The sequence below is a fragment of the Streptomyces sp. NPDC058052 genome, from assembly GCF_042885515.1.
Taxonomy (GTDB): domain Bacteria; phylum Actinomycetota; class Actinomycetes; order Streptomycetales; family Streptomycetaceae; genus Streptomyces.
On the sequence record NZ_JBHVRX010000043.1, the window covers coordinates 12,668 to 32,800 of the forward strand.

Here is a 20,133-nt window from a genome sequence, read left to right on the forward strand (position 1 = left end):
ACGTCAAGTTGGACGAAGGGACAGAAGGATGTCCCGTCCTCGCGCTACGCAACCTCAACCTCATGGCGTACAAACCGCGCCCGCCCGGTTGCCCCACCCTTTCGTACCACCCATAGACTGAACGTCCAGCAGGTGGCTACACGCTCGAAAGGCGCTCTCGTGTCCATCGGCAACTCCCCCGAAGACGACCGGACGTTCCCGTCAGACGACCGGGAACCGATCGGCCGTACCCTCCAGCAGGCCCGCATCGCCGCCGGCCTCAGCGTCGAAGAGGTCAGCGCCTCCACCCGTGTCCGGATCCCGATCGTGCACGGCATCGAGGAGGACGACTTCTCGCGCTGCGGCGGCGACGTCTACGCGCGCGGTCACATCCGGACGCTCGCGCGTGCCGTCGGGCTCGATCCGGCGCCGCTGATCGAGCGGTACGACGCCGATCACGGCGGCCGTCCCTCGCCCACCCCCGCCGCGCCGCTCTTCGAGGCGGAACGGATCCGCCCCGAGCCCCGGCGGCCCAACTGGACCGCCGCCATGGTCGCGGCGATCGTCGCCGTCGTCGGCTTCGTCGGCTTCACCATGTTCGACGGCGCCGAGCAGCCGAAGGGGACGACGGCCGCCGACGGCGGTCCGGCGCCCGCCCCGGAGAAGGCGACCTCCGCCGCCAAGCCCAAGCCGGTCAAGCCCGCCCCGAAGCCGACCGAGAGCGCCATCGCGGCCGTCCCGGCCGACAAGGTCACGGTCAAGCTCACCGCCGACGGCAAGAGCTGGATCTCGGCCAAGGCGTCCGACGGCGAGATGCTCTTCGACGGCTTCCTCCAGGAGGGCGACACGAAGACCTTCCAGGACGACGACCAGGTCGACCTCGTCCTCGGCAACGCCGGCGCGATCGAGCTGTACGTCAACGGCAAGAAGGTCTCCGAGAAGTTCGAGGACGGCCAGGTGGAGCGGCTCAGCTACACCAAGGGCGACCCCGAGGCCGGCTGACACAGGGAGTGACGGCCGCGTCATGTGTGACCTCCGTCGCGCAGGTGAACCCTGAGCGACGGGGTCACGTCCGGGACGAAGTAGTCTTGAGTCCATGCCCGAACGCCGTACCGTCGCCCTTGTCACTCTCGGCTGCGCCCGTAACGAGGTGGACTCGGAGGAGCTCGCAGGCCGCTTGGCAGCGGACGGCTGGGAGCTCGTCGAGAACGCCGAAGAAGCGGACGTCGCCGTCGTCAACACCTGCGGCTTCGTCGAAGCCGCCAAGAAGGACTCCGTCGACGCCCTCCTCGAAGCCAATGATCTGAAGGACCACGGCCGCACCCAGGCCGTCGTCGCCGTCGGCTGCATGGCCGAGCGCTACGGCAAGGAGCTGGCCGACGCCCTCCCCGAAGCCGACGGCGTGCTCGGCTTCGACGACTACGCCGACATCTCGAACCGCCTCCAGACCATCCTCAACGGTGGCAGCGTCGAGGCGCACACCCCGCGCGACCGGCGCAAGCTCCTCCCGCTCTCCCCGGTCGACCGCCAGCAGGCCGCCGCCGAGGTCGCCCTGCCCGGCCACGGAGCCGCCGAGGAGCCGCAGAACGTCCCGGGCGACCTGCCCGAGGGCCTCGCGCCCGCCTCCGGCCCGCGCGCCCCGCTCCGCCGCCGCCTCGACCGCAGCCCCGTCGCCTCCGTGAAGCTGGCCTCCGGCTGCGACCGCCGCTGCTCCTTCTGCGCCATCCCGTCCTTCCGCGGCAGCTTCGTCTCCCGCCGTCCCTCGGACGTGCTCAACGAGACCCGCTGGCTCGCCGAGCAGGGCGTCAAGGAGATCATGCTGGTCTCCGAGAACAACACCTCGTACGGCAAGGACCTCGGCGACATCCGCCTCCTGGAGGGCCTGCTGCCCGAGCTCGCCGCCGTCGACGGCATCGAGCGCGTCCGGGTCAGCTACCTCCAGCCGGCCGAGATGCGCCCCGGCCTGATCGACGTGCTGACCTCCACCGACAAGGTCGTGCCCTACTTCGACCTGTCGTTCCAGCACAGCGCCCCGGACGTGCTGCGCGCCATGCGCCGCTTCGGCGACACCGACCGCTTCCTCGACCTGCTCGCGACGATCCGCGACAAGGCCCCGACGGCCGGTGCCCGCTCCAACTTCATCGTCGGCTTCCCCGGCGAGACCGAGGCCGACTTCGCCGAGCTGGAACGCTTCATCACCCACGCCCGGCTCGACGCCATCGGCGTCTTCGGCTACTCCGACGAGGACGGCACCGAGGCCGCCACGTACGAGCACAAGCTCGACCAGGAGGTCGTGGACGAGCGCCTCGCCCACCTCTCCCGGCTCGCCGAGGAGCTCACGGCGCAGCGCGCCGAGGAGCGGATCGGAGAGATGCTGGAGGTCCTGGTGGAGTCCGAGGACGAGGAGGACGGCTGGATCGGCCGCGCCGCCCACCAGGCCCCCGAGACGGACGGGCAGGTGCTGCTCACCACGGGTGGCGGTGCGGGCCTCGACCTGGCTCCGGGCCGTATGGTCAGGGCGAAGGTCGTGGGCACCGAAGGCGTCGACCTCGTGGCGGAGTGTGTCGAGGAGGTGGGCAGATGACCGGAGTCCCGGCGTCCGCGACGGGCGGGTCCGGAAGGCCGGCGCCCCGCGGCAAGCTGGGCTCGGCGGCCGTGAACCCCGTCAGCGTGTGGAACATCGCCAACATCCTCACCATGATCAGGCTCGTGCTCGTCCCGGGCTTCGTGGTGCTGCTCCTCCAGGACGGCGGGCACGACCCGGTGTGGCGGGCGTGGGCGTGGGCGGCGTTCGCCGTCGCCATGATCACGGACGTCTTCGACGGACATCTGGCCCGCACGTACAACCTGGTCACCGACTTCGGGAAGATCGCCGACCCGATCGCCGACAAGGCGATCATGGCGGCCGGCCTGATCTGTCTGTCGGGACTCGGTGACCTGCCGTGGTGGGTGACGGTGGTGATCCTGGCGCGCGAGCTGGGGATCACGCTGATGCGCTTCTGGGTGATCCGGCACGGGGTCATCCCGGCCAGCCGCGGCGGCAAGATGAAGACGCTCGCCCAGGGCACGGCGGTCGGCATGTACGTGCTGATGCTCACCGGCCCGCTGGCGACGCTCCGCTTCTGGGTGATGACGGTGGCGGTCGTGCTGACCGTCGTCACCGGTCTGGATTATGTGCGACAGGCGGTCGTCCTGAGGCGCCAGGGGCTCGCCGCCGAGCGGGCCGCCGCCCGCGCGGAGACGTCGGCGCGATGAGCGAGGCGGCCGCCCGGGTCCTCGGCCTGCTCGCGGAGCGGGGTCAGACCCTGGCCGCCGCCGAGTCGCTCACCGGAGGTCTGGTGGCCGCCGAGCTGACCGGGGTGCCCGGTGCCTCCCGCAGTTTCCGCGGTTCCGTGACCGCCTACGCGACCCCCCTCAAGCACGAGCTGCTCGGGGTGGACGCAGGACTGCTGAGCGAACGCGGGGCGGTGGATCCCGAGGTCGCGGCGCAGATGGCGCGGGGTGCGCGGGACCGGCTGGGTGCCGACTGGGGGATGGCGACGACCGGGGTCGCGGGGCCCGATCCGCAGGACGGGCAGCCCGTCGGGACCGTCTACGTGGCGGTCGCCGGACCCGCCACGACAGGCGCGGCGGCGGGGAAAGTGGTGTCGTTGAGATTGAACGGCGACCGCGCGGAAATCCGTAGAGAGAGCGTGCGGAGCGTGCTGGAACTGCTCCACGCGGAACTCTCGGAAAATGCGCGGGCACAGGATACGGAACAGAACGGGGGGAATTGATGTTTGCAGCCCAGAGAGAACACGACATCGCTCCCCGCACGGCCGCGGCGCGAGGCGGTACGGTGGGGCGTGAAGGATGCGGCTACGCGGTCCGAGGAGGGAGCCACCGATGATCCTGCTCCGTCGCCTGCTGGGTGACGTGCTGCGTCGGCAGCGCCAGCGCCAGGGCCGTACTCTGCGCGAAGTCTCCTCGTCCGCCCGAGTCTCGCTCGGCTATCTCTCCGAGGTGGAGCGGGGGCAGAAGGAGGCTTCCTCCGAGCTGCTCTCCGCGATCTGCGACGCGCTGGACGTACGGATGTCCGAGCTCATGCGCGAAGTGAGCGACGAGCTGTCGCTGGCCGAACTGGCCGAGTCGGCAGCTTCGAGCGAACCGGTGCCGGCGCCGGTCCGTCCGATGCTCAATTCGGTGTCGGTGACGTCGGTGGCCGGTGTGCCCACCGAGCGGGTGACCATCAAGGCGCCCGCTGAGGCCGTGGACGTCGTCGCCGCCTGATTCCGAACGGGTCGAAGCCCCGGTCGGTGCCCCTCACAGGGTGCCGGTCGGGGCTTCGTCGTGCCGGATGTTCTGTTCCTGCGCTTTTTGTTTGAGATGTCGGATTCCGGACAGGCGTGCCATGGTGGGGGATACGTACGACTGGTTGGAGATTCCGCATGTCTGTCGTGAAGAGCCCGCTGTCCGAGGCCGACCTCAAGACGGTCGGCAACGCCCTCCAGGGAGCCCTGGTCGACCTCGTCGACCTGGCGCTGGTCGCCAAGCAGGTGCACTGGAACGTCGTCGGACCGCGCTTCCGCTCCGTCCACCTGCAGCTGGACGAGGTGGTGGACACCGCCCGGCTGCACTCCGACACCGTGGCCGAGCGGGCCTCGGCGATCGGGGTCAACCCCGACGGGCGAGCGGCGACGGTGGCCTCCGGCAGCGCGATCGGCACGGTGCCGGAGGGCTGGATCAAGGACGCGGAGGCGGTGCGGATCCTCGTCACGTCGCTGGCCGCCGTCATCACCCGGATGCGCGAACGGGTCGAGGTCACCGGTGACCCCGACCCCGTCAGCCAGGACATCCTCATCTCCCTCACGGCCGACCTGGAGAAGCATTCCTGGATGTTCCAGGCCGAGAGCGCCTAGGCGGCCGGAATGGCCGTACGCGAGGCCGGGGGCGAGGTGATCTGTGAGGTGCGCGGGGGAGTGCGCCGGGGCGGTTCCGAGGGCGCGCGGTGTCCCGTGCGCGGGGGCGTCCGCCGGATCGCGCGCGGTGTGCGCGCCGGGGCTGACACCGGTGCGCCCTCCCGCAGGGTGATCCTGCCGGTCTAGCGTCGAGCGCAGGAGGCGGCCATGGTACGGCGACGGGTTCCGCTGGTGACGCTCACGCTGCTCACGGTCGGGCTGGTGGCCGGGGGGCTCTGGTGGTGGGCGGTGCTGCGTCTGCTGCTGGTTCCGGGAGAGTCCGGAGCGGTCGAGGGGGCGGTGGCCGCGGGCGGCTGGGGGCTGAGCCTGCTGCCGGTGCACGTGGCCGCCTCCTCGCGGCCCGCCTGCCTCACCAGGGCATGGCGACGCCTCCGTTCGGGCGCAGGATCTGGCCCGTCGTGAACGAGGAGGCGTCGCAGGCGAGATGGAGGACCGCGTGTGCGACGTCCTCCGGCTCGCCGACCCGCCGCAGCGGGGAGTGACGGACCATCGCCGCCTCGGCCTGCTCCTGCGCGGTGGGCTCGTGGCGGTCCGTCATGGGGGTGCGCACCCAGCCCGGGGCCACCGCGTTGACCCGGATGCCGTGCGGGCCCGCCTCGACGGCGAGGGTCTTGGTGAGCTGGACGACGGCCGCCTTGGCGACGCTGTAGCAGAGCAGTCCGGGGCTCGCGGTGTCCATCGCGCCCGAGGCCATGGTGACGATCGACCCGCGGGTGCCGGAGGCGATCATCGAGCGGGCCGCCTCCTGGCAGGCGTGGAGCACGCCCTTGAAGTTCACGGCGAGGACGCGGTCGAGGTCCTCCTCGCGGGTCTCTAGGACGCTGCTGGTGTGCATGATCCCGGCGACCGCCGCCATCACGTGGAGGGGGCCCGCCTCGTCCACGGCGGCGGCGAGCGCGGCCCGGTCGGTCACGTCGAGGGGGTGGACGCCGGCCGCGCCGCCCTCTCGGGCGATCAGGGCGGCCGTCTCCTTCAGGCCCGGCTCGTCGCGGTCGGCCAGGTGCAGGGTCGCGCCCGCCCGGGCGAGCAGGACGGCGCTCGCGCGGCCGATGCCGCTCGCGGCGCCCGTCACGAACGCGGTGCGGCCGGTGAGGTCGTACGCCGAGAGGCTCATGAGGGGACCGTACGACCGGATCTGACGGACCGTCAATCAGGTGGCGGGCGGCGATCCGCGGAATCACCGGCGGGGCCGTGCTGACAGCCCGGGCACCAGTACGTGACCCGGTCGCCCAGCTCCGCCCTGCGGACGGCGGTGCCGCAGCGCAGACAGGGGCGGCCCTCCCGGCCGTAGACGTGCAGCGGCGTGCCGGGGCGGCGGGTCGTCGTGGTGCGCCGGTCCGGGCGGTCCTTGTTCGCCTCCAGGAGGCGGTGGGCCGTCGCCACCAGCCGGGGCGGGACGTCCGGCGCCAGCTCGCCGACCGGGAGCCACGGGGTGACGGCCGCGAGGAAGGCCAGCTCCGACTTGTACACGTTCCCGATGCCGGCGAGATTGCGCTGGTCGAGCAGGGCCTCGCCGAGGGGGCGGGACGGGTCGGCGGCCAGGCGGCGCACCGCCTCCTCCGGATCCCAGTCCGGGCCCAGCAGGTCCGGGCCGAGATGGCCCACGGCGCCGGACTCCTCGGCGGTGCGGATCAGCTCCAGGACCGGGAGGCGGTAGCCGTACGCGGTGTACCGCTCGTTCCCGAGGATCGCGCGGATCTGGTGCCCGGGGCCGCCGCGCGGGCGCTCCCCGGTCGCGTACACCTTCCACGCCCCGTCCATGCGCAGATGCGAGTGGAGCGTGAGCCCGCCGTCGATCCGGGTCAGGAGGTGCTTGCCGCGCGGGGTGACGTCCAGCACCGCGCGGCCGGCGAGGTCGGCGGTCGCGAACCGCGGCACCCGCAGATCCGCGCGGGTCAGCACCCGCCCGGCCAGCGCCTCGTGCAGCCGGTGGGCGACCTGCCAGACGGTGTCTCCTTCGGGCATCGGCGGTCCTTCGCGCGGGTCAGGCCCTGAGGCGGAGGCCGCGGGGGGTGGCCACGAAGCCCGCCGTCTCCAGGGGGCGGGCCAGGGGGGAGGTCAGGGCCGTGGCGCCGTTGATCCGCTCCACCGTCACCGTGCCCAGCGCGCCCGCCCGGGCGGCCTCGGCCAGGGCTCCGGCCGCCGCCGCCAGGGCCGGATCGTCCGGCTCCGTCGGCCAGGACAGCACCGTCTTGCCGCCGCGCTCCACGTACAGGGTCAGCTCGCCGTCGACCAGGACCACCAGAGCGCCCGCCTTGCGGCCCGGCTTGTGCCCGGCGCCGGTCGGCGGCTCCGGCCACGGCAGCGCCGCCCCGTACGCGCTCGCCGGGTCGGCGGCGGCCAGCACCACCGCGCGCGGGCCCGCGCCCGCCTCGACACCCCGGTCCCGGGCGGTCGCCGCCGCCCGCAGCCGGTCCACGGCCCCGTCCATCGCGAACTGGGCCGCGCCCAGCCCCTCCACCACATAGCCGCGGCGGGCCTGGCCGCTGTCCTCGAAGGCGGACAGGATCCGGTAGACCGCCGAGAAGCCGCCCTCGACGCCCTCGGCGGCCACGGCGCCCCGGGTCACCACGCCGTGCCGGTCCAGGAGGGTGCGGGCCAGCGCGTGCGCCCGGTGCGTCGGCTCGGGCTCCGCGGGCGGCAGCAGCGCCCAGCGGCCCGAGACCGTCGGAGGTCCCGAGCGCGAGGCCGGGCGGGTGGCGCCCAGCGTCCCGAACCGGCCGCGCGGCACCGTGCGGCGGGCCCGGTGGGCGGTCGACCCGGCCGTGCGCCCCGAGCCGAGGAGGGAGCGCAGCGGCGCCACCGTGTCGTTGGTGAGCCGGCCCGACCAGGCCAGGTCCCACAGCGCGTCGGCGAGCTGCGGGTCGGTGGCGTCCGGGTGGGTGGTGATCCGGACCTGGTCGGCGATCTGGCGGAAGAAGAGGCCGTAGCCGCCGGAGAGGGCCGTCAGCACCGACTCGTGGAGCGCGGTGAGCTCCAGCGGGTGCGGCGGGGGCAGCAGCAGCGGGGCCGCGTCCGCGAGATAGAGCGAGACCCACCCGTCCTTGCCGGGCAGCGAGCCCGCACCGGCCCAGACGACCTCTCCGGTCGTGGTCAGCTCGTCGAGCATCGCCGGCGCGTAGTCCCGGACCCGGGACGGCAGGACCAGCTTCTCCAGGGCCGACGCCGGCACGGGCGCGCCCTGGAGCTGCTCCACCGCGCGGGCCAGGCCGTCGATCCCGCGCAGGCTGTTGCCGCCGAGGTGCTGCCACTGGGGAAGGAAGGTGGCCAGGGCCGCCGGGGGCACCGGCTCCAGCTCGTGCCGCAGGGCCGCCAGGGAGCGCCGCCGCAGCCGGCGCAGGACGGCCGCGTCGCACCACTCCTGGCCGATGCCCGAGGGGTGGAACTCGCCCTGCACGACCCGGCCGGCCGCCGCCAGGCGCTGGAGCGCGCCGTCGGTGACGGCGGCGCCCAGACCGAAGCGGGCGGCGGCCTGGGAGGAGGTGAAGGGGCCGTGGGTGCGCGCGTACCGGGCGAGGAGGTCGCCGAGCGGGTCCTTGACCGGCTCGGTGAACGCCTCGGGCACGCCGACCGGAAGCGCGGTGCCGAGCGCGTCCCGCAGCCGGCCCGCGTCCTCGATCGCCGCCCAGTGGGCGGAGCCCGCGATCCGCACCTCGATCGCCCGGCGGGACCGGGCCAGCTCGCGCGCCCAGTCCGCCTCGGCGCCACGCGCCGCCAGCTCCGCGTCGGTCAGCGGGCCGAGGACCCGCAGGAGGTCGGCGACGCCCTCGCGGTCCTTGATCCGCCGGTCCTCGGTGAGCCACTGGAGCTCCCGCTCCAGCTCCGTCAGCACCTCCGGGTCGAGCAGTTCGCGCAGCTCCGCCTGGCCCAGCAGCTCCGCGAGGAGCCGGGAGTCCAGGGAGAGCGCGGCCGCCCGGCGCTCGGCGAGCGGGGAGTCGCCCTCGTACAGGAACTGCGCCACGTAGCCGAAGAGCAGCGAGCGGGCGAAGGGGGAGGGCTCGGGGGTGGTGACCTCGACGAGGCGGACCCGGCGGGCCTCGATGTCACCCATCAGCTCGGTCAGACCGGGGACGTCGAAGACGTCCTGGAGGCATTCGCGGACGGCCTCCAGGACGATCGGGAACGAGCCGAACTCGCTCGCCACCTGGAGCAGCTGCGCGGCCCGCTGGCGCTGCTGCCAGAGCGGGGTTCGCTTCCCCGGGTTCCGCTTCGGCAGGAGCAGGGCCCGGGCGGCGCACTCGCGGAACCGGGACGCGAACAGCGCCGAGCCGCCCACCTGGTCGGTGACGATCTGCGCGACCTCGCCCTTGTCGAAGACCGTGTCCGCCGCGCCGACCGGGGCCTGGTCGGCGTCGTACGCCGTGTCCTGGTGGCGGCCCGGGTCGACCGGCTCGTGGTCCAGCAGGTCCAGCCCCATGTCGAGGCCCATCAGGTCGGCGTCCGGCAGGCGCAGCACGATGCCGTCGTCCGCGTGCATCACCTGCGCGTCCATGCCGTACCGCTCGGCGAGCCGGGCGCCCAGCGCCAGCGCCCACGGCGCGTGCACCTGCGCCCCGAACGGGGAGTGGACGACGACCCGCCAGTCGCCCAGCTCGTCCCGGAACCGCTCCACCAGGATCGTGCGGTCGTCCGGCACGTGCCCGCACGCCTCGCGCTGCTCCTTCAGATACGCCAGGACGTTGTCCGCCGCCCAGGAGTCCAGGCCCGCCGCGATCAGCCGCAGCCGGGCGTCCTCCTTGCCGAGCGCGCCCAGCTCGCGCAGGAACGCGCCCACCGCGCGGCCCAGTTCGAGCGGCCGGCCCAGCTGGTCGCCCTTCCAGAACGGCAGCCGGCCGGGCACCCCGGGCGCCGGGGACACCAGGACCCGGTCACGGGTGATGTCCTCGATCCGCCAGGTGGTGGTGCCCAGCGTGAAGACGTCGCCGACCCGCGACTCGTACACCATCTCCTCGTCGAGCTCGCCGACCCGGCCACCGCCCTTCTTCGGGTCCGCGCCGGCCAGGAACACCCCGAAGAGGCCACGGTCCGGGATGGTGCCGCCGGAGGTGACCGCGAGCCGCTGCGCGCCCGGGCGGCCGGTGACCGTGCCCGCGACCCGGTCCCACACCACGCGCGGGCGCAGCTCGGCGAAGGCGTCCGACGGGTAGCGGCCCGCGAGCATGTCCAGCACGCCCGTGAAGGCCGATTCGGGGAGGGAGGCGAAGGGGGCGGCCCGGCGCACCATGGTCAGCAGGTCGTCCACCTGCCAGGTGTCGAGCGCGACCATCGCGACCAGCTGCTGCGCCAGCACGTCCAGCGGATTGGCCGGGATCCGCAGCGACTCGATGGACCCCGACCGCATCCGCTCGGTGACCACCGCCGCCTGGACGAGGTCGCCGCGGTACTTCGGGAAGACCACGCCGGTGGAGACGGCGCCGACCTGGTGCCCCGCGCGGCCCACGCGCTGGAGCCCGGAGGCCACGGAGGGCGGCGACTCGACCTGGACGACCAGGTCCACCGCGCCCATGTCGATGCCCAGCTCCAGGCTGGACGTCGCGACCACGGCGGGCAGCCGGCCCGCCTTCAGGTCCTCCTCGACCTGGGCCCGCTGCTCCTTGGAGACCGAGCCGTGGTGGGCGCGGGCGAGCAGCGGGGGCGCGCCCTTCGCCGCGCCCGACTGGGCCATGATCTCGGCGGGCGGGGCCCCCTCGGGGGCGGGCTCGCCGGTCGCCCGCTCGTAGGCGATCTCGTTCAGCCGGTTGCAGAGCCGCTCGGCGAGGCGCCGGGAGTTCGCGAAGACGATGGTGGAGCGGTGGGACTGGACGAGGTCGGCGATCCGCTCCTCCACGTGGGGCCAGATCGACGGCTTGTCCCCGCCGTCCTTCCCCTCGGAGGCGGGGGAGCCGCCCAGCTCGCCCATGTCCTCCACCGGCACCACGACCGAGAGGTCGAACTCCTTGCCCGAAGGGGGCTGCACGATCTCCACCTGACGGCCGGGGGAGAGGAAGCGGGCGACCTCGTCGACCGGCCGGACCGTGGCGGAGAGGCCGATCCTGCGGGCGGGGCGGGGCAGCAGCTCGTCGAGCCGCTCCAGGGTGAGGGCGAGATGCGCGCCGCGCTTGGTGCCGGCGACCGCGTGGACCTCGTCCAGGATGACCGTCTCCACCCCGGCCAGCGCCTCCCGCGCGGCGGAGGTCAGCATCAGGAAGAGCGACTCGGGGGTGGTGATCAGGATGTCCGGCGGCTTGGTGGCGAGCGCGCGGCGCTCGGCGGCCGGGGTGTCGCCGGAGCGGATGCCGACCCGCACGTCGGGCTCGTGCAGCCCGAGCCGGACGGACTCCTGCCGGATGCCGGTCAGGGGCGAGCGGAGGTTCCGCTCGACGTCCACCGCGAGCGCCTTCAGCGGGGAGACGTAGAGCACCCGGCAGCGCTTCTTCGGGTCGGCCGGGGCGGGCGCGGACGCCAGCCGGTCCAGGGAGGCGAGAAAGGCGGCCAGGGTCTTGCCCGAACCGGTCGGCGCCACGACGAGCACGTCCGAGCCCGCGCCGATGGCCCGCCAGGCGCCCTCCTGCGCGGCGGTGGGCGCGGTGAACGCCCCGGTGAACCACCCGCGGGTGGCCGGGGAGAAGTCTTCGAGCGCGGACGTGACCATGCCCTCCATCGTGCACCCCGCCACCGACAACCGCCGGGACCTGGGGAAAACCGCGCCCGGACCCGCGGCCGGCCTGTGGACACCCGGTCGTCGTCCCGGCCGGGGCGGGCGCAGAATGGAGGCATGGCGAGGGGTGAGCGGGCACGGTACTGGCAGTACCCCGAGCTGCCGGGGGTGGACCTGCTGCACGCCCACTACATCGAGAAGGCGTTCTCCCGCCACACCCACGAGAGCTTCGTCTACGCCGCGATCACCGAGGGCGTCGAGGCGTTCCACTACAAGGACGACCTCGTCCACGCCGGGCCGGGACAGATCGCCCTGGTGAACCCGGACACCCCCCACACCGGGCACGCGGGCGTCCCCGAGGGCTGGACCTACCGCACCATCTACCCGGACGCGGAGCTCGTGCGGTCCATCGCCGCCGACGTCCTCGCCGTCCGCGGCCCCGTCGGCTTCACCCAGCCCGTCGTCGACGACCCGTACGCCGCCCAGCTCGTCATCGGCGTGCACCGGGCCGCCGAGGAGGGCAACGCGCTCGCCGCCGACAGCCTGCTGCGCCTGGTCACCGCGCGGATGCTCCGCAGCCACGGCGGCCGGCTGCGCCCGCTCGCGCCCCGCGCCGCCGGGGCCGGGGACGCGGCACGCGCGCGTGCCGTCCTGGAGGAGCGGATGGCGGAGCCGCCCACCCTGGAGCGGCTCGCCGCCGACCTGGGCACCAGCCCGTTCGCCCTGCTGCGGGCCTTCCGCGCCGAGTACGGCATGCCGCCGCACACCTGGCTCACCGACGCGCGCGTGCGTCGGGCGCGGCGGCTGCTGGACGCGGGGACGCCGCCGGCCGAGGCCGCGATCGCCGTCGGCTTCACGGACCAGCCCCACCTGAACCGGCACTTCACCCGCAGCGTCGGCGTCCCGCCCGGCGCCTACCAGCGGGCCCGGGGCCCGCGGCGCAAGAACGTACAAGACGGGCCGCCGGCCGCTCCGTAACGTCGGGTCCGTGGCAGAACAGACAGCACACCCCGCCACGCGGGACATACGTGACGACCACCCGCCCGACGGCGAGGCCGGGAGCGGGACGGCCGCCGCAGGAGGCGCCGGGAAGCCCGACGCCGCCGTGGTCAGGGACGCCCTCGGCGTCGGCATCGCCGTCGGGCTCTCCGGCTTCGCCTTCGGCGTGACCTCCGCGGGCGCCGGACTGACCCTCCTCCAGACCTGCGCGCTCAGCCTGCTCGTCTTCACGGGCGCCTCGCAGTTCGCCCTCGTCGGCGCCCTCGCCGGCGGCGGGAACCCGTTCACGGCCGCCGCGGGCGCCTTCTTCCTGGGCACCCGCAACGCCTTCTACGGGCTGCGCCTCTCCCAGCTCCTCGCCCTGCCGAGGGCCGCGAAGCCGTTCGCCGCGCAGTGGGTCATCGACGAGACCACGGCCGTCGCCCTCGCCCAGCCGGACCGCAGGTCCGCCCGGATCGGCTTCACGGTCACCGGGCTCACCCTGTACGTCCTGTGGAACCTCACCACCCTGCTCGGGGCGCTCGGCGCCGAGGCTATCGGCGACACCGCCGCCTGGGGCCTGGACGCCGCGGGGCCCGCCGTCTTCCTCGCCCTGCTCGCCCCGATGCTGAGGACCGCGACCGAGCGGGCCACCGCCGGGATCGCCGTCGTCCTCGGCCTGGGCCTGCTGCCCGTGCTCCCGGCCGGCGTGCCCGTCCTCGTCGCGGCGCTCGCCGCTCCGGCCGTCCTCTGGTTCCAGGGCCGCCGGGCACAGAAGCGGGACGACGACGCGGAGGCCGCCCGATGAACGCCCTGAACAGCACCCAGGTCTGGATCGCGATCGGCCTCACCGTCGCCGGCTGCTACCTGGTCAAACTGACCGGCCTGCTCGTGCCGGCCCAGACGCTGGAGCGCCCGCTCGTGCAGCGGCTCGCCGCGCTCCTCCCGGTCGCCCTGCTCGCGGCGCTCACCGCCCAGCAGACCTTCGGCACGGGCACGGCCCTCGTCCTGGACGCCCGTGCCGCCGGCGTCGCGGCCGCCGCGCTCGCGCTCGTCCTGCGCGCCCCCTTCCTGGTCGTGGTGGGCGCCGCCGTGGCCGTGACCGCGGGAGTCCGGGCCCTGGGCGGCTGAACCGGCACGCGCGGGGTCCTGATCCCCGTCCACGCGCGGAGCGACTGATCCCGGCCCATACCCGGAGTCCCGATCCCGGTCCACGCGCGCGTGGACCGGGATCAGTCGTCCAGCGGGCGCCCGTACGCGCGCAGGGTCCGCAGGGCCTCGATGGTGACGATCGGCCGCCACTCCAGGGCCGAGCCCGGGGCCCAGGCCCGCCACCGGATCGGCCAGCCCCCGTCCTCGGCCTGCTCGGCCGCGAGGAGGTCCAGCGAGCGGGACAGCTCCTCGTCGGTGAACCAGCCGCGGGCGAGCGAGTCCGGCACCCGCGCGTAGTCGTGCGGATGGTGGTGCTCGCCGGGCGCGTACCCGTCGGCCACCGGGAAGTCCTCCGGCCGGTCCGGGTCCAGCACGACGAGCCGCTGATCGCGCACCAGCCGTCCGAGGCGGTCGGCCGCCGCCTCGGCCCGCGGCCGGTCCGGTGCCGAGTCGAGGAACGCCACCGCCGCCTGCACCTCGTAGGGATGGGACTTCTCCAGCGACTCCACCGCCGTCCAGCAGAACTCGGTGGCCCGGAACAGCCAGGCGTGCCAGACCTGGTTGCGGTGGAGCGTGCCGACGACCGGGCCCGTCGACAACAGTTCGCCGGGCGGGTCGTCCACGACCGGGACGAACGGAGCCGACGGATAGCCGCGCTGCGAGGGGTGGATCGCCGGCAGCGCCCCCTCGTGCGTGGAGACCGCCGTCAGATAGCGGCAGATCCGTTCCACCCGCAGTCCGCCGCAGCGCCCGATCGAGTCCAGGACCCGCAGCGCGTGGGCGGTGTGCAGGGGTTGGCTGACCGGACCTCGCAGGTCGGGTTCGAGCCCGTGGCCGTAACCGCCGTCCTCGTCGAGGTACGCGGTCAGGGCCGCCTCCACCGGGTCCGCGCCGCCGCGCAGGAAGTGGTAGGCGAAACGGCGCTGTTCGAGCACCCGGGCCGTCAGCCAGACGAACCGCTCGGCGCGGGCCAGCGGCGATCCGGGGGCCGCCGGCGGAGAGGGCGGGGAGGAGAGTGGTTTTTCGGCCATGTTCCGACCGTAGGGCGGAACCGCGCGGTGACAAGCCCCGGCGGGCGGGCTGCACTCTTGGGAGCGGGATACTGGGGTCATGCGGTTGACGATTTTCTGGGAGCGGATGGCCGATCACTTCGGCTCCGGGTACGCGGACTCCTTCGCGCGCGACCACGTCCTGTCCGAACTGGGCGGCCGGACCGTGCACGAGGCGCTGGACGCCGGCTGGGAGGCGAAGGACGTGTGGCGCGTGGTCTGCGCCGCCATGGGCGTCCCCGCCGACAAGCGCTGAGCGCCCATCGGCGGCGATCCGCCGGGACGCGGGCGGACAGTCCGCCGGGTGCGCGAGACTGGCGGGGTGGCCCCGACTGACGACACCGAGAAGACCACCCAGAAGACCCCGGCGACCGCCGCCGTCCGGAGCGTGACGCCCGACACGGGCGCGTCGCCGGGCACCGCCGCCGACCCCGGCGGACAGCCACCCTCGGAAGGCGGCGTCGTCGCCGCGGCGGCCGGGGCGCGCATGCCGCGCTGGCTGCCCCGCGCGATGGTCCTCGCGCTCGCCCTCTACGCCTGCTTCCTGCTCGGCGACTGGGCCTTCCACCAACTCGTCGGCCTGCTCGTCAACATCCTCCTCGCCTTCTTCCTCGCGCTCGCCATCGAACCGGCCGTCGGCCGCATGGCCGCCCGCGGGATGCGGCGGGGGCTCGCCACCTTCCTCGTCTTCTTCGGCGTCCTGGCCGTCGGCATCGGCTTCGTCGTGCTGCTCGGCTCGATGCTCGCCGGCCAGATCGTCGACATGGTCGAGAACTTCCCCAAGTACCTCGACTCGCTCATCAACTGGATCAACGAGAACTTCCACACCGAGCTCTCCCGGGTCGAGGTCCAGGACAGCGTGCTCAAGTCGGACTGGCTGCAGAAGTACGTGCAGAACAGCGCCACCGGAGTCCTCGACGTCTCCGCGACCGTCCTCGGCGGGCTCTTCCGGCTGCTGACGATCTTCCTCTTCGCCTTCTACTTCGCCGCCGACGGCCCCCGCTTCCGCCGCGCCCTCTGCTCCGTCCTGCCGCCCGCGCGCCAGGCCGAGGTGCTGCGTGCCTGGGAGATCGCGGTCGACAAGACCGGCGGCTACCTCTACTCGCGCGGTCTGATGGCCCTCATCTCCGGCGTCGCGCACTTCGTGCTCTTCGAGATCCTGGAGGTGCCCTACGCCCCCGCCCTCGCGGTCTGGGTCGGCCTGGTCTCGCAGTTCATCCCGACCATCGGCACCTATCTGGCCGGTGCGCTGCCGATGCTGATCGCCTTCACGGTGAACCCCTGGTACGCGCTGTGGGTGCTCGGCTTCGTCGTGATCTACCAGCAGTTCGAGAACTACGTCCTCCAGCCGAAGCTCACCTCCAAGACGGTCGACATCCACCCGGCGGTGGCCTTCGGTTCGGTGATCGCGGGCACGGCCCTGCTCGGCGCGGTCGGCGCGCTGATCGCCATCCCGGCCGTGGCCACCCTCCAGGCGTTCCTCGGGGCGTACGTGAAGCGGTACGACGTCACGGACGACCCCCGGGTGCACGGCCACCGGCGGTACGGCGAGGCGGTCGTGGCCCGGCTCCAGAAGGCCCTCCAGCACAAGAAGGAGAGCTCGGGGGGTGCCGAGGACGCCTGAGGGAGGCGACTCAAGGCGTCGGCGGTCCGGGGCGCGAGGCGCACGGGCCGAAGGACGGGCGGGGCGGGGCGAGCGGCCGAAGGTCGGGCGGGGCGCGGGGCCGCCCGATCCGCTCTATACTAAAAAAATTGAATAGGTGGCGAGTGGAGTACGGGGAAGGTGGCCACGGGATGGACGCGCACGGATACCGGCGGTACGTGGCGCTCGGCGACAGCCAGACCGAGGGCGTCGGCGACGGCGACGACCGCACCGGGCTGCGCGGCTGGGCCGACCGGCTCGCCGAGCACCTCGCCCGGACCGGACCCGGCGTCCGGTACGCCAACCTTGCCGTACGCGGTCGCCTGGCCGGCGCGGTGCGCGAGGAGCAGCTCCCCGCGGCCCTCGCGCTCCGGCCCGACCTCGCCACCGTCGTCGCCGGCGTGAACGACCTGCTCCGGCCGGGCTTCGACGCCGACGAGACGGCCGGGCACCTGGAGGCCGTCTTCGCGGCCCTGACCGCCCAGGGCGCCCGGGTGGCGACCCTCACCTTCCCCGACGTCGGCCGCATCACCCCGCTGGCCCGCCCCCTCGCGCCCCGCGTCCACGCCCTCAACGACCGGATCCGGGAGTCCGCCCGCCGGCACGGCGTGACCGTCGCGGAGACCGCCCGCCACGACGTGGTCACCGACCCCCGGCTGTGGAGCGCCGACCGGCTGCACGCCTCGCCGCTCGGGCACGCGCGCATCGCGGCCGCGGTCGCCGAGGCCCTGGCCCTGCCGGACAGCGACGACGGCTGGAGCCGGCCGCTGCCGCCCCGGCCGGTCCCCACACGCCTGCGCGCCGCCGCGGGCGAGGTCGCCTGGGCCGGATCCTTCCTCGGGCCCTGGATCGCGCGCCGCGTGCGCGGACGGTCCTCCGGCGACGGGCGGGCCGCCAAGCGCCCGGACCTCCTGCCCGTGGGGTGAACGGAATCCGGGCCCGGCCGCCGTCCCCGCGCCGCGCACGTCCGGGCGCCCCCGGCAAGTACCCCGCCGGTCAACGCACCGGGTCCGGTTCAGTCGTCTGAAGGTCGTTTCCCGCGATCCGCCGGAACCCGTCCGATGAGCCTCCTACCGTACGGACTGACCGTGCCGACGCGGTCCTACGAGGAGGCAGCCCGTGTCATCGCCCTGCGACCCCCGCTACGCCCCCGCCGGTGACGTGGACGGGGCGCTCATGGTGATCGACTCCCGGCTCAAGGCCGTCCATGACGGCAGGACCGGGACCGACCCCGAACAGCAGAAGCTGCTCGACCAGCTCACCGCGTCCCTGGACCTGCGGGGCGTCCACGACCTGCTCGACGGCGCCTGCACGCTCGTCTTCATGTTCATGAAGTGGCTGCGCGGGGTCCACGAGGACCACGACCGGGACGTCATCGAGTCCGTGGTCCCCAGCCTCGTGACCACGCTGCGCATGATGCCCCGGAGCGTCAGCCCCGAGGCGATCCCCACCATGGCCGGCCTGGTGGTCGCGGCGGGCACCGGCCTGAGCCCCAGCCTCTGGCGGCGTCAGTACGGGGACTGGACCCAGGAGGAGATGACCGCCCTGGAGGCCACCGCCCTCCTGCTGGCCGAGCACATCAACCGGATCACCGGCGACGTCGACTTCGCCACCCGCATGATCGGCGAGACGCTCTCCCGCGCCGAGGGGACGCCGGGGAACGGCCTGGACCGGGGGCTCGGGCTCGACCCGGGCTGGGACGAGGACGACGAGTAGACCTTGTCCACAGGGTGCGCGTGGCGCGCTTGACACGAAAATCGAACATCTATTCTCATGAAGGTTCCGGCCCCTGGAATCGCGGGCATCTCGGCGAGTTGTCCACAGGTCGGAGAGACGCGAGGGCCCATTGTCAGTGGCAGGGGTTAGCGTCTTTCACATGAAGCGATCGACTCAGACACCCCGGGTGGAACCCATGGCAGGAACCGACCGCGAGAAGGCGCTCGACGCCGCGCTCGCACAGATTGAACGCCAATTCGGCAAGGGCGCCGTGATGCGCATGGGTGACCGTACCCAGGAGCCGATCGAGGTGATCCCCACCGGATCGACCGCCCTCGACGTCGCCCTCGGCGTCGGCGGTCTGCCGCGTGGCCGTGTCGTGGAGATCTACGGCCCGGAGTCCTCCGGCAAGACGACCCTGACCCTGCACGCCGTGGCCAACGCGCAGAAGGCCGGCGGACAGGTCGCCTTCGTCGACGCCGAGCACGCCCTCGACCCCGAGTACGCCCGCAAGCTGGGCGTCGACATCGACAACCTCATCCTGTCCCAGCCGGACAACGGCGAGCAGGCCCTCGAGATCGTCGACATGCTGGTCCGCTCCGGCGCCCTCGACCTCATCGTCATCGACTCCGTCGCCGCGCTCGTCCCGCGCGCGGAGATCGAGGGCGAGATGGGCGACTCCCACGTGGGTCTCCAGGCCCGACTGATGAGCCAGGCCCTGCGGAAGATCACCAGCGCGCTCAACCAGTCCAAGACCACCGCGATCTTCATCAACCAGCTCCGCGAGAAGATCGGTGTGATGTTCGGCTCGCCGGAGACCACGACCGGTGGCCGGGCGCTCAAGTTCTACGCCTCGGTGCGCATCGACATCCGTCGCATCGAGACCCTCAAGGACGGCACCGAGGCGGTCGGCAACCGCACCCGCTGCAAGGTCGTCAAGAACAAGGTCGCGCCGCCGTTCAAGCAGGCCGAGTTCGACATCCTCTACGGCCAGGGCATCAGCCGCGAGGGCGGTCTGATCGACATGGGCGTGGAGCACGGCTTCGTCCGCAAGGCCGGCGCCTGGTACACGTACGAGGGCGACCAGCTCGGCCAGGGCAAGGAGAACGCCCGCAACTTCCTGAAGGACAACCCCGACCTCGCCGACGAGATCGAGAAGAAGATCAAGGAGAAGCTGGGCGTCGGCGTCCGCCCCGAGGCCGCGAAGGCCGAGCCGGGCACCGAGACGGCGGGCGCGGCGGACACGGCCGCCGCCGACGACGCCAAGGCCGCCCCGGCCACGGCGGCCAAGACCGTCAAGGCGACCAAGGCCACCGCGGCCAAGAGCTGAACCGGTGACCGGTCGCACCGAATGGCCGGGTGACAGCCCCGACTCGTCGAGGGCCGAGAAGGAGCTGTCACCCCAGGATCCGGCTGAGCGGGCGCGGGCGATCTGCCTGCGCCTGCTCACCGGAACCCCCCGCACGCGCAAGCAACTGGCCGATGCCCTGCGCAAGCGGGAGATCCCCGACGACATCGCCGAGGAGGTCCTCGCCCGCTTCGAGGACGTCGGCCTCATCGACGACGCCGCCTTCGCGGACGCCTGGGTGGAGTCCCGGCACCACGGCCGGGGCCTCGCCCGCAGGGCCCTCGCCCGCGAGCTGCGCACCAAGGGCATCGACCCCGGCCTCGTGCAGGAGGCCGTCGGCCAGCTGGACTCTGAGCGGGAGGAGGCCACCGCCCGCGAGCTGGTGGCGCGCAAGCTCCGTGCCACCCGCGGCCTCGAGCGCGACCGCCGGCTCAGACGGCTCGCCGGCATGCTCGCCCGCAAGGGGTACCCGGAGGGCATGGCCCTGCGGGTGGTCCGCCAGGCCCTGGAGGAAGAGGGCGAGTCCACCGACGGCCTGGAGGAGGGCTACTGACCCTCCCCAGGACCTACGGTACCCTCCCCGGAGCCCGGAGCCCGGAGCCCGGAGCCCGGAGCCCGGAGCCCGGAGCCCGGAGCCCGGAGCCCGGAGCCCGGAGCCCGGAGCCCGGAGCCCG

At 73.6% G+C, this 20,133-nt stretch carries 20 protein-coding genes; 16 read left to right on the forward strand and 4 right to left on the reverse strand.

Features of this window, described 5'->3' with window-relative positions; all coding sequences use genetic code 11:
* Nucleotides 1-159: 159 nt before the first annotated feature.
* From ACFVU3_RS35895 to ACFVU3_RS35925, 7 genes are all read left to right on the forward strand, one after another.
* Nucleotides 160-981, forward strand: coding sequence for a helix-turn-helix domain-containing protein (locus tag ACFVU3_RS35895; RefSeq protein ID WP_390072977.1), 822 nt, complete (start codon nt 160-162; stop codon nt 979-981).
* Between the two features lie 94 nt (nt 982-1,075).
* Entirely contained in the window at nt 1,076-2,563 is a 1,488-nt protein-coding gene (gene rimO / locus ACFVU3_RS35900) for a 30S ribosomal protein S12 methylthiotransferase RimO (protein ID WP_390072978.1), read from the forward strand.
* Complete coding sequence (gene pgsA, locus ACFVU3_RS35905) at nt 2,560-3,234, forward strand: CDP-diacylglycerol--glycerol-3-phosphate 3-phosphatidyltransferase (protein ID WP_390072979.1); 675 nt, start codon at nt 2,560-2,562, stop codon at nt 3,232-3,234. The genes rimO and pgsA overlap by 4 nt, the downstream gene beginning before the upstream one ends.
* Nucleotides 3,231-3,755 carry a CinA family protein gene (locus ACFVU3_RS35910; RefSeq protein ID WP_390072980.1) on the forward strand — a complete coding sequence of 175 codons (525 nt, stop codon included), beginning with the start codon at nt 3,231-3,233 and terminating at the stop codon, nt 3,753-3,755. The genes pgsA and ACFVU3_RS35910 overlap by 4 nt, the downstream gene beginning before the upstream one ends.
* A gap of 109 nt (nt 3,756-3,864) precedes the next feature.
* Nucleotides 3,865-4,248 (forward strand): helix-turn-helix domain-containing protein, encoded by a 384-nt coding sequence (locus ACFVU3_RS35915; protein ID WP_030495036.1) that lies wholly within the window; start codon nt 3,865-3,867, stop codon nt 4,246-4,248.
* 158 nt (nt 4,249-4,406) lie between these two features.
* The gene (locus ACFVU3_RS35920) at nt 4,407-4,877 is read left to right on the forward strand and encodes a Dps family protein (RefSeq protein ID WP_390072981.1); all 471 of its coding nucleotides are present in this window, start codon (nt 4,407-4,409) and stop codon (nt 4,875-4,877) included.
* A gap of 207 nt (nt 4,878-5,084) precedes the next feature.
* Entirely contained in the window at nt 5,085-5,339 is a 255-nt protein-coding gene (locus ACFVU3_RS35925) for a hypothetical protein (protein WP_390072982.1), read from the forward strand.
* On the opposite strand, the gene ACFVU3_RS35930 is transcribed toward ACFVU3_RS35925, so the two are convergent.
* From ACFVU3_RS35930 to ACFVU3_RS35940, 3 genes are read right to left on the reverse strand one after another with little or no spacing between them, the layout of a single operon-like run.
* Nucleotides 5,287-6,051 (reverse strand): SDR family NAD(P)-dependent oxidoreductase, encoded by a 765-nt coding sequence (locus tag ACFVU3_RS35930; RefSeq protein ID WP_390072983.1) that lies wholly within the window; start codon nt 6,049-6,051, stop codon nt 5,287-5,289. The two genes, ACFVU3_RS35925 and ACFVU3_RS35930, sit on opposite strands and share 53 nt — an antisense overlap.
* Nucleotides 6,052-6,083: 32 nt before the next feature.
* On the reverse strand, nt 6,084-6,902 hold the full coding sequence (locus tag ACFVU3_RS35935) for an Fpg/Nei family DNA glycosylase (protein WP_390072984.1): 819 nt from the start codon (nt 6,900-6,902) through the stop codon (nt 6,084-6,086).
* Between the two features lie 19 nt (nt 6,903-6,921).
* Nucleotides 6,922-11,568, reverse strand: a complete 4,647-nt coding sequence (locus tag ACFVU3_RS35940; RefSeq protein ID WP_390072985.1) for a DEAD/DEAH box helicase — start codon at nt 11,566-11,568, stop codon at nt 6,922-6,924.
* Nucleotides 11,569-11,691: 123 nt separating this feature from the next.
* Here ACFVU3_RS35940 and ACFVU3_RS35945 point away from each other — a divergent pair, with 123 nt between their 5' ends.
* Genes ACFVU3_RS35945 through ACFVU3_RS35955 form a run of 3 tightly spaced genes read left to right on the forward strand, consistent with a single transcriptional unit; the run spans nt 11,692 to nt 13,683 of the window.
* Nucleotides 11,692-12,552 (forward strand): AraC family transcriptional regulator, encoded by an 861-nt coding sequence (locus ACFVU3_RS35945; protein WP_390072986.1) that lies wholly within the window; start codon nt 11,692-11,694, stop codon nt 12,550-12,552.
* A 10-nt stretch (nt 12,553-12,562) separates the two neighbouring features.
* The gene (locus ACFVU3_RS35950; RefSeq protein ID WP_390072987.1) at nt 12,563-13,360 is read left to right on the forward strand and encodes an AzlC family ABC transporter permease; all 798 of its coding nucleotides are present in this window, start codon (nt 12,563-12,565) and stop codon (nt 13,358-13,360) included.
* Nucleotides 13,357-13,683, forward strand: a complete 327-nt coding sequence (locus tag ACFVU3_RS35955) for an AzlD domain-containing protein (protein ID WP_390072988.1) — start codon at nt 13,357-13,359, stop codon at nt 13,681-13,683. The genes ACFVU3_RS35950 and ACFVU3_RS35955 overlap by 4 nt, the downstream gene beginning before the upstream one ends.
* Nucleotides 13,684-13,784: 101 nt before the next feature.
* Here ACFVU3_RS35955 and ACFVU3_RS35960 read toward each other — a convergent pair whose 3' ends face one another.
* Nucleotides 13,785-14,735 carry a hypothetical protein gene (locus ACFVU3_RS35960; protein ID WP_390072989.1) on the reverse strand — a complete coding sequence of 317 codons (951 nt, stop codon included), beginning with the start codon at nt 14,733-14,735 and terminating at the stop codon, nt 13,785-13,787.
* A gap of 79 nt (nt 14,736-14,814) precedes the next feature.
* Between ACFVU3_RS35960 and ACFVU3_RS35965 the strand changes: the two genes are divergently transcribed.
* The 6 genes from ACFVU3_RS35965 (at nt 14,815) to recX (ending at nt 20,012) form a co-directional block, all read left to right on the forward strand.
* A complete protein-coding gene (locus tag ACFVU3_RS35965; RefSeq protein ID WP_390072990.1) occupies nt 14,815-15,009 on the forward strand; it encodes a DUF3046 domain-containing protein in 195 nt (64 codons plus the stop codon).
* Between the two features lie 231 nt (nt 15,010-15,240).
* Nucleotides 15,241-16,377 carry an AI-2E family transporter gene (locus ACFVU3_RS35970; RefSeq protein ID WP_390073019.1) on the forward strand — a complete coding sequence of 379 codons (1,137 nt, stop codon included), beginning with the start codon at nt 15,241-15,243 and terminating at the stop codon, nt 16,375-16,377.
* 170 nt (nt 16,378-16,547) lie between these two features.
* Nucleotides 16,548-17,321 (forward strand): SGNH/GDSL hydrolase family protein, encoded by a 774-nt coding sequence (locus ACFVU3_RS35975; protein WP_390072991.1) that lies wholly within the window; start codon nt 16,548-16,550, stop codon nt 17,319-17,321.
* A gap of 193 nt (nt 17,322-17,514) precedes the next feature.
* Complete coding sequence (locus tag ACFVU3_RS35980) at nt 17,515-18,111, forward strand: hypothetical protein (RefSeq protein WP_390072992.1); 597 nt, start codon at nt 17,515-17,517, stop codon at nt 18,109-18,111.
* 196 nt (nt 18,112-18,307) lie between these two features.
* Nucleotides 18,308-19,441, forward strand: a complete 1,134-nt coding sequence (recA, locus tag ACFVU3_RS35985) for a recombinase RecA (protein ID WP_390072993.1) — start codon at nt 18,308-18,310, stop codon at nt 19,439-19,441.
* 4 nt (nt 19,442-19,445) lie between these two features.
* Nucleotides 19,446-20,012, forward strand: coding sequence for a recombination regulator RecX (gene recX, locus ACFVU3_RS35990; protein ID WP_390072994.1), 567 nt, complete (start codon nt 19,446-19,448; stop codon nt 20,010-20,012).
* The last annotated feature ends 121 nt before the right edge of the window (nt 20,013-20,133 follow it).